Source organism: Okeania sp. SIO2B9 (assembly GCF_010672505.1).
In the GTDB taxonomy this organism is placed as follows: domain Bacteria; phylum Cyanobacteriota; class Cyanobacteriia; order Cyanobacteriales; family Microcoleaceae; genus Okeania; species Okeania hirsuta.
This window is the reverse complement of sequence record NZ_JAAHGK010000128.1, coordinates 1-9,212: the sequence shown is the minus strand read 5'-3', so window position 1 is coordinate 9,212 and position 9,212 is coordinate 1. Positions and strand designations below refer to the sequence as shown.

Genomic DNA, 9,212 nt, shown 5'->3' with positions numbered 1-9,212 from the left:
TTCAATACAATAGAAGATCAAGATGGACTGATCGATGATGACAGACTCAATGTTATTGCCCATTATCTAGACTGGAACCACAAATATCAATTTAGTGTAGATGAGTTTGTCGGTATACTCACAGAAATTAATAGTTATCGTCGCATGGGAGAACAAGAAACTTCTCTCCTGCGACAAATATTTGGCAATGCAGCACCAAAATTAGTAAAAGTTCTCAAGGATGGCAGTACAAAATTTGCTGATTTAGAATCTTCCCTCAAAGAATATTTGATTATCGGTTTGCGTATCACCTTTGCAGAATACAATGCTATTGTCAAAGTAATAACCAATAATGATGAAAATGCAAAATTTGACAAAGCAGCATTAGCACGAATGTACCGTTTAGTCAAGGTGTTTACATTATTTGGGTGGGGTATTGCTAAAGGAATTGAATTAGTAGAAAAATTAGGACTAATTGAGGTATTTGCTCATCCTGGACAAAAAGTCAGTGATGTATTATCAGCATTAGATAAACTGGTGTGGTTATCTGAGTGGATAAACGCAGAAGACAATAACCTGACAATAGATAATATTCTGACAATTTTAACACCACCGGATGATGCAGGAACTTTGCAAGCAACTGTAGAAGTAGAAGAATTTTTGGATTTACTTGAACAGGATATTGAGGAGCATCGAGTTGTAGAACAGAGTTTCACTAATTATGAAAGTTGGCAAATTATAGTAGAAAAAGCACCAGAAGAAGATCACGAAGGAATCGGTATCATGGGTATTCCGGCTGACATTTGGTATCAACTGTTGCAAGAGAACGAGCCAAAAATTATTGATAAGTATGGATTAGTTCTGAATGTTGAAAAAGCAAACATTGCAGAGGGAGTAACAAAAATTATCAAGGATAAAATAGAAGCAGCAGCAGAAAAAGGGTATCAACTAACGCTAACGGAATCAGCAGAAGGGCAAAAACAAGAACTAATTGTAGAAATTGCCAATTTCCAAAGACGACAACAAGAATCTCTTGCCAAAATTATTACTGAAAAACTCAGCGGACTTAGCTCGGAAATTATTCCTGATCTACTGCGATGGATGGGAATAGATTATTATGAAACACTCAAGCAACTTTTAGGATTGCAAGACAAAGAAGTACCAGAAAAACTGAGTCAAGACACTTTGAAATTACTGTACAACATTAATCGTCATGGAATAGTCATATCTCAGTTGGAGTTAGACACATATACAGTATCTATTGCTGCTGAAAAACCAGAATGGTTAGTGGAATGGTTAGTGGAAGAGATGAGTCATAAACTATCTCTGGAGCAAGTGTATTATCTGTATAAGTTCAAAACCCTATTGAATGCTAAAGTCAGTTCTCAACATTGGTTCGTATACTTAGCAGCAGTCAATGAGGGTGAACTTGAGGAAGAAGAACAAAATAAGCTATTAGCTGCGTTTTTAGATTGGTCTGTAGAAGATATTCCTAACTTAACCAATAAAATTACTTACAGTTTGGTGAAAACTGTACAACAAATAGAGTATCTACGTCGTCAGATAGAACTTTGTCAAGATTTGCATATTCAGGGAGAACAACTCCAATGGTTCCACCATTATGATATTATTCCTGATTTTTGGCAGCAAGTAGTTCCAGTAGTCAAATTAGGATTAAATCGTCAAAATGACGAAGTACGGAAAAAAACAGCTAAAGATGCTATCAATTTAGAACTCAGGGATGCTTTAGTTGCCAACTTTATGAATGAAGTCGTTGGTGAGAGTGAGTCACCAGCGCTGAAAGAGAAAATCAAGAGTTGGGAAGATATTTATCAATATTTGCTCCTGGATGTCAATGTTTCCTATGAAGTACCCACAACTCGTTTATTAGAATGTACAGGTGCAGTGCAGTTGTATATTAACCGGATGATCCAGGGAGTCGAGGATGCAAATTGGGAAAAGGGTCAGTTAGAGAATCTCAAAAAATCTTGGGATATATCACAACAGTATCGGTTATGGGAAGCAAACGAGAAGTTGGGATTATATCCTTCTAGTTATATAGAACCGACGTTACGTTTGCACAAAACAGAAATTTTTGAAACCTTTGAAAAGAATTTAGGTCAGGGGTCTCTGAATGAAGAGATGGTGCAGCAAGCAATTATGCAATATCTAGAGCAAATACAGCAGTTATCAGAGTTGCGGGTAGAAGGTTTCACTTCTCAAAAGTTAAGGGACTCTATTGAGTTTTGTTTTACAGCGAAAGCAACTTGGGAAACAAATAGTTATTACTATCGCTTGTTGACGGTTGATAAAACGAAGTTGGAAGCAGGAAGTAAGTATCCTTTTGAATGGGGTGCTTGGATGAAAGCGGAGCTAGTATTTAGTCAGCAACATATTTATGGTTTAGCTCCCTGTTATGGTTGGAATCGATTGTATATGTATTGGTTTGAGTTGTTTGAAACTCGTTCTAAAGATGGTCAAACAACAGAGTATTACTTGCAACCAAAATATTGTCGTCAAAATACTGATGGCAGTTTTGGGCAACCGAGGAATAGTGTGATGAATATGGACTCAAGTATAAATGGAATAGATGACCCGATCACTATGACACATCAGGGGATTAAGATTACATATGAAGGAGAAAATATTGTAGAAGACCTACAGGTTGAAGTTTTTGAACCTTATTTTGACCAAAAAGAACAAAAGATATTAATGTATTTCTCTGCTGGTGTTAGTAAAGATTCTAAAGATAGTGAATCTCTTCCGTTCTTCTCTTCTGTTACCTCAAAAGAAGAAACAGTTGTGCAAAAGATTAATGATGACCAGTTTGATGAAGAATATCAACCCCTAGATGGTTATTATGCAATTCACGAGATCCACCCCTCCCAAGTAAAGATACAACCACAAAAGGCTACAGACTCTATAAACTGGGGTTCTATACTACCAGATAACAGGAGATGGTCTAATCTGTACTTAACTGGAATTGAGATGAAATGGACTGGTGCAGTTATAAATAATAATGAAGTCACCTTAAACTGGGAATTTGATTGCCGAGATTCTCGTTACAATCTGACAAAAAATCTCTACTTCGGGTGGGTCGATCACAGCAGATTTGGTTACACTGTCTGCAAGAATTTATCCCACGAGGAAACTCAGATAAAACTGATCCCTAGTAACAACGAATTTAATGAGCAAGTCGTTACACTAGCTAAACATAAGACCGCAGAGGGAAATAATCCTCTGGGGTTCAGCAATAAAGAGGGTTATGTTAAGTTTAAACTAGATCAAAACCAAACAGAAACAGAGTTTGATATTACATTGAAAGTTAACACTAAATGGCAGTATTCATATCTTGTAAATTGGCATTGGCCCCTTGAGAGTCGTGAAGATACTAAATCTAGAGAAGAAACAAGATTTACCTTTCACGTCCATTATAACGCAAATGAAAGTCTACAGTCAGTCTTTGTTAGAAACTCAGAAGATAATCCCAGTTTAGCTGACCAACGATTTTTACTATTTCCTTACAAAAATTCCTTCTATACAACGAATCTCTACTCTACTGCCATTCAACGAGTAGTCGAACTAGCTCACCCATATTACGACATTCACCAACTCTTTGATTTAGATCATCAGCACTACAAGGAAGAGGGGATTCAAGATTACCTAGATGCACTGAAAGCAACTGACACTTATTCTGAGTTCTCCGACCCCCAACCCGATACACATATGGATTTCTGGGGACCTTATGGCATATATGCTTGGGAGATATTCCACTACATTCCTTTAATGGTAGCTTACAAATACACTCAATCCCAGAATTTTGATTTAGCTAAGAAGTGGTTGAAGCACGTCTACGACCCTACCCTTAAAGATGATCCTTGGGGAAATTATCCTTTAGAACATCTACCAAACGGAGTTGGTCGTAGTGCTTTGGGTATCAATGATCCAGACGCGAGGGCTCGTGAAACTCCTTATTATTATCGTCGGTCTACCATTCGTCAATACATACAAAACCTGATAGAACAGGGAGATTACTATTATCGTCAGATTGCCACAGAAACCCTGCGTCAAGCCAAAATGTATTATGTGGAAGCGAAAAATATATTCATAGAAGGCGGACAGTCTTTAGCAAATGTTCAACTAGGGGAAGACTGGAAAGATCCGACTTTAGGAGATGTAAAAGATGAGGATTTTATAGCACCTTATGACGAAGAGATAATGAAAGTCTATCAGACAATAGAGCAACGGTTGTATAATCTACGTCATTGGTTAGCAATAGATGGAACACCGTTGAATATACCTCTAATTGCTCCTCCTATCGACCCCAGGGTATTGCAACAAGCTGCTCTTGCTGGAGTTTCACCAACACAATTTCAACAACAAGCAACAAGAACTCTGAATTATGATTTTGATGACATACTCGGTCGCGCTCGTGGTTATGTGCAAGATTTAATTAGTTGGTCAACTAATTTGTTGCAGTATTGGGAGAATTATGAAAACATCCAGTATCAAAACCTAGCAGACAGTTTCATTTCATTTGATTCAGCAATATTCATGCAGGAGAAAACAATTGAAGCTCTAGAAAAAAATATTGAGATTCAACAAAAGACGAAAGAACAAAGTATATCTGAAGTGATTTTTAATGAATTTGAAATAGTATTGAGAAGTCTTTCTAGAGATCTGGCTACAAAGTATAAGCTAGCGGTGACAACAAAGCAGTTCTTATCAATACCAATGAATTATATCAAAGCAGCCTTAAAAATGATACCTAATATATTTGGGACGTCAAATGGGGGTTCTAAGTACGAAGCAACAGCAGAAGCAAATCTTGAGACAAACAAAAGCACAATTAATCTTGAGGAAGGACTCTTAGATCAGCTTCAAGAAGCAGCAGAAATAGCGCAAGATCTAAGAGAGTTCTCATTCAACATAGTTCAAACTAAGATGGCAATAGAGATAATTGATCAGGAAATTGAGGTATCAAACATAGAATTAGAGATAGAAAGACAAGTCCTTGAAGATATTAAAGGGGACAAAAAGGACAGTGAAACATTGGCAGCATTTAATCAAAAACGTTTCACTAACGAAATGTTTTTTAAGTGGTACGTTGATAATTTGAAGCAACTTTATCGCACCCTGTTTGACCAGACAGTTAGTTTCTGTTTATTAGCGGAAAGGGTGTATCAAGAGGAAATAGGAGAAAAAACCATATTTATTCGACCTCAATGGGATGATGTTTATCATGGTTTATTATCAGGTCAGAAGTTATTACTAAATCTCCAACAAATGGAGTACACTTATTTGCAAAAGACTCTCTATGACGATCAACCTGTAACACGGACTTTCTCCCTAGAAGAAAAAGATGACAATATACTGGCAAGTCTCAAAACTCATGGAAAAGCTGTAATTCATATTCAGGAGTCTTGGTTTGAGGAAGATTTTCCAGAGGAGTTCGGACGACGTATTCAGAGTGTTAAGGTGAAATTCTTGGGGTTAGAAGGTAGCGATCCTATTGCAGCAGAATTAACTCAAATTTCTAACCGATATTCTGCTAAAGAACGAACATTACAAAGGGTTTGTGCTTATGGGAAAATTAAGCTATTAGGTGTGGAGACAGATACAGCGACAATGACACCCAAGCAAAAAGGACGATTATTACCATTTGAAGGTTCTGGTGTAGAATCAACTTGGTTGTTATCTGTTCCGGCGGCGGTGAAAGCTATTCAGGAGAAACAAATCACATATAAGCATAAGTCTACTCTGGAGAAACTAGAAGATATTGAGATGACTATTCGTTATACAGCGAAATCTTAATTTTCGGCGTTGCTGATTCTGGGTATGATGCAAGCCCCCCTAACCCCCCAATGCGTGGGGGGAATAACAGCAGTTTTCATTTGGGTAGACCACAGTAGGAACGTTCCATGGAACGTCCCTACAGGTTTATTGTTTTTTTTAGGTACTCCTGCATAGTAATGGTATACAAGGAACAAGGGATACTTGGTACGGGAGCAAGATGCTCCCACTGCCATTACAATGCACCACCACCTTTTTTTAATGTGGTTATTGACCTGAAAACCTTTGTATGGTAATATTATGTCCCGATAATTAGTGATCAAAAACCTTGCTCCTTCTTATATCAAATCCGCCTAATTGCACATACAAAAAATTATCCAATTGCCATAACTACGCTCATATTTCTAATTCTTTCTTCTCCTGACTCCTGAATCCTGACTCCTGACTCCTAAACAGTTAACCTATGTATAACTGTTTAACCGGATTTGATATTATACCTGAAAACCCTTTTCAGATTGATAAACCACATCGTCATCACCAAAAACCTATAGAACCCATTTGATAGCTATATAATTATGGTGTAAGAGTCTTTTCGCGCATCAATGAGTGAGGAAAAATCATCTGAAGGAGTGTTGAATTTTTTGTATTATTTCTCCTCACATCTTCCCTTTTCCTTTCCCCTCCTGGGAGGGGGAGGGAAAAGGGGTGGGTTGTCTCTTGTCTCCTAGCTAAATTAATATTGATGAAGATACCAAATGGGTTCTATAAGGGCAAATGACATTCGCTCCTACTTTGGTTCATTGACCTGAAAACCGCTTTGACATCCTCCCCGGCCTAAAGGCACGGGGATTCCTACTGAGCCGTAGCTCCTCGGCGGGTTGACGCTTCACAGGGTGCTGCTTCCTTGGCGGTAGTCTAACGCTTCCCTCCACGTCCGTTTAGAGTTTCCGAGTGCCCCCCGGCAACTAATAAAACTATAGCATATATTCAATTCACTTGCATGCTAAAATAAAAAGTCGCCCTACAAGGGCGAGGCTTTAAACCCAATTTTTCGGTAAAAAACTTCTTCTTCTTCCCTCCTGACTCCTGACTCCTGACTCCTGACTCCTGACTTAAATCAAGCGATCGCCTGAACATGATAAAATGTAGCATTATACATTATTTTTGTATAGACAATATAACTAAACTATGCTACAAACCACCAAAAAAAAAGACGTTCAAGTTGTCATCATTGCTGAAGAAACAAAAGTGTTACGGTCTCGCACTTGGGATAGACTAAAATTTGAAGTCGAATATTCTCTACAAAAAGGTACTACTGCTAACTCCTATCTCATTCAAGCAGAAAAAACTGCTATTATCGACCCACCGGGTGAGTCATTTACTAGAAATTATTTAGATTCATTACAACTACGCTTAAATTGGCATCGCCTTGACTATGTAATTCTAGGACACTTTAATGCTAACCGTGGTACTACCCTCAAAGCTTTATTATCCCTCGCACCTCAAATAACTTTTGTCTGCTCAAACCCCGCAGCTTTAACTCTCAAAGACTATTTTAAAGAAGAAGAATTGAAAATTCAGATAGTTAAAGGTGAAGATACTCTAGACTTGGGCAATGGTCATCAATTACAATTTATTACCACTCCTACCCCTAAATGGCCTGATGGTTTGATGACTTACGACCCAAAAACTCAAATTTTGTTTACTGATAAATTTTTCGGCGCTCATGTTTGTGGAGACCAAGTTGCTGATGAGGGATGGACTATCTACAGTGAAGACCGACGTTTTTATTATGACTGTCTCCACGCTGCTCAAGCAAAACAAGTGCTTTCTGCCCTAGATAAAATTTCTGACTTGAGCGTGAAATTTTATGCTTCCGGTCATGGACCAATGGTACGTTATGGGATGACCGAGTTAACAAATTTGTATCGGAAGTGGAGTCAGGAACAAAATTCACGAGATTTGAATGTTGCCTTGCTTTATGCTTCAGCTTATGGTAATACTGCAACTATTGCTCAGGCGATCGCTAAGGGTTTAACTAAAGCAGGAGTAGCTGTAGAATCAATTAACTGTGAAGCTGCCACGTCTGATGAAATCAAGGAAGCAATTGAAAAATGTGATGGATTTATTATTGGTTCTCCCACACTTGGCGGTCACGCACCAACTCAAATTCAAACAGCTTTGGGTATTGTACTGAATACAGCTTCTAAGAGTAAACTAACTGGGGTATTTGGTTCCTTTGGTTGGAGTGGTGAGGCCATTGATATTTTGGAAAGTAAGTTAAAGGATGCGGGTTATAAGTTTGGTTTTGAAACTATTCGGGTGAAGTTTAAGCCAGACGATCTGACGCTTCAAACTTGTAAAGAGGCAGCTATTGATTTTGCTCAGACTTTGATTAAGTCTCGGAAACTTCGCGCTCCTAAACCTTCGGCAAGTGCTTCGGGAAGCGATCGCACAGCTCAAGCAGTGGGACGTGTTGTGGGGTCTTTGTGTGTGATGTCTGCTAGACGTGGAGATGTCACCAGTGCGATGTTAGCTTCTTGGGTTTCTCAGGCGACTTTTAATCCTCCTGGGGTGACTATTGCTGTGGCAAAAGACCGAGCGCTGGAATCTTTGACTCATACAGGCGATCGCTTTGTGTTGAATATATTGGCAGAGGGTAAACAATTGAGGAAGCATTTTCAGAAGTCTTTTGCACCGGGAGAAGATCGTTTTGTGGGAGTGGAAACCAAGGAAGCTGAGAATGGTTGTCCGGTTTTGACAGGTGCTTTAGCTTATTTGGAATGTAAGGTGGCAAACCGGATGGAATGTGGCGACCATTGGTTGGTTTATGCAGTAGTGGAGAATGGTCAGGTACTGAATGAGGGAGTAACAGCAGTTCATTTCCGCAAATCAGGTAGTCATTATTAAAACAGTTGTTGGGAAATAAGAATTGAAAAGGCTCAAAAGCTTACTTTATAGAGCTTTCATGGTTTTAAGGCTGAAAAAACACGATAAACTTTTACTAATAAGGGTTTTAGCAATTTTTTTAGCTTATATCATGTCCGGATAATTAGACATCTCTGAAAAAGATATAGACTTTTTGCACATAGCAGGCAACAGGCAACAGGCAACAGGCAACAGGCAACAGGCAACAGGGAATAGATTTTCAGGAAAAATGTACCAAAAATGATTTAGGGAACTGACTTTTACAACTCTAGCTTTTGTTAAATAAAGGGTAAGTTTATTTTCACCAGATGTCTATTAGTTATAAAAAAACTTTCTCCTCTTCTTTCTTGTTTCCTGTTTCTTTCCTCGTGAATCCTGACTCCTGATATCATGTCCGGTAGCATCAGTATTGTATAGCGAAGGTAAGGAAGAAGGAAGAGGGAAGAAGGAAGAAGGCTTAAAAGCTTGAAAAAACCTAAATTTCCTGTAGATATTCACCCTTGGATTTACAC

At 38.4% G+C, this 9,212-nt stretch carries 3 protein-coding genes; 2 read left to right on the top strand and 1 reads right to left on the bottom strand.

The genetic code is table 11. From position 1 onward, the window contains the following. Positions 1-5,793: neuraminidase-like domain-containing protein (locus F6K13_RS07050; protein WP_287287077.1), on the top strand; the 5,793-nt coding region annotated here is incomplete at its 5' end. Positions 5,794-6,759: 966 nt separating this feature from the next. On the opposite strand, the gene F6K13_RS07045 is transcribed toward F6K13_RS07050, so the two are convergent. Then, complete coding sequence (locus F6K13_RS07045; RefSeq protein ID WP_161564966.1) at positions 6,760-6,924, bottom strand: hypothetical protein; 165 nt, start codon at positions 6,922-6,924, stop codon at positions 6,760-6,762. A 36-nt stretch (positions 6,925-6,960) separates the two neighbouring features. On the opposite strand from F6K13_RS07045, the gene F6K13_RS07040 reads away from it, so the two are divergent. After that, positions 6,961-8,682 carry a diflavin flavoprotein gene (locus tag F6K13_RS07040; protein WP_124154589.1) on the top strand — a complete coding sequence of 574 codons (1,722 nt, stop codon included), beginning with the start codon at positions 6,961-6,963 and terminating at the stop codon, positions 8,680-8,682. Positions 8,683-9,212 lie beyond the last annotated feature (530 nt).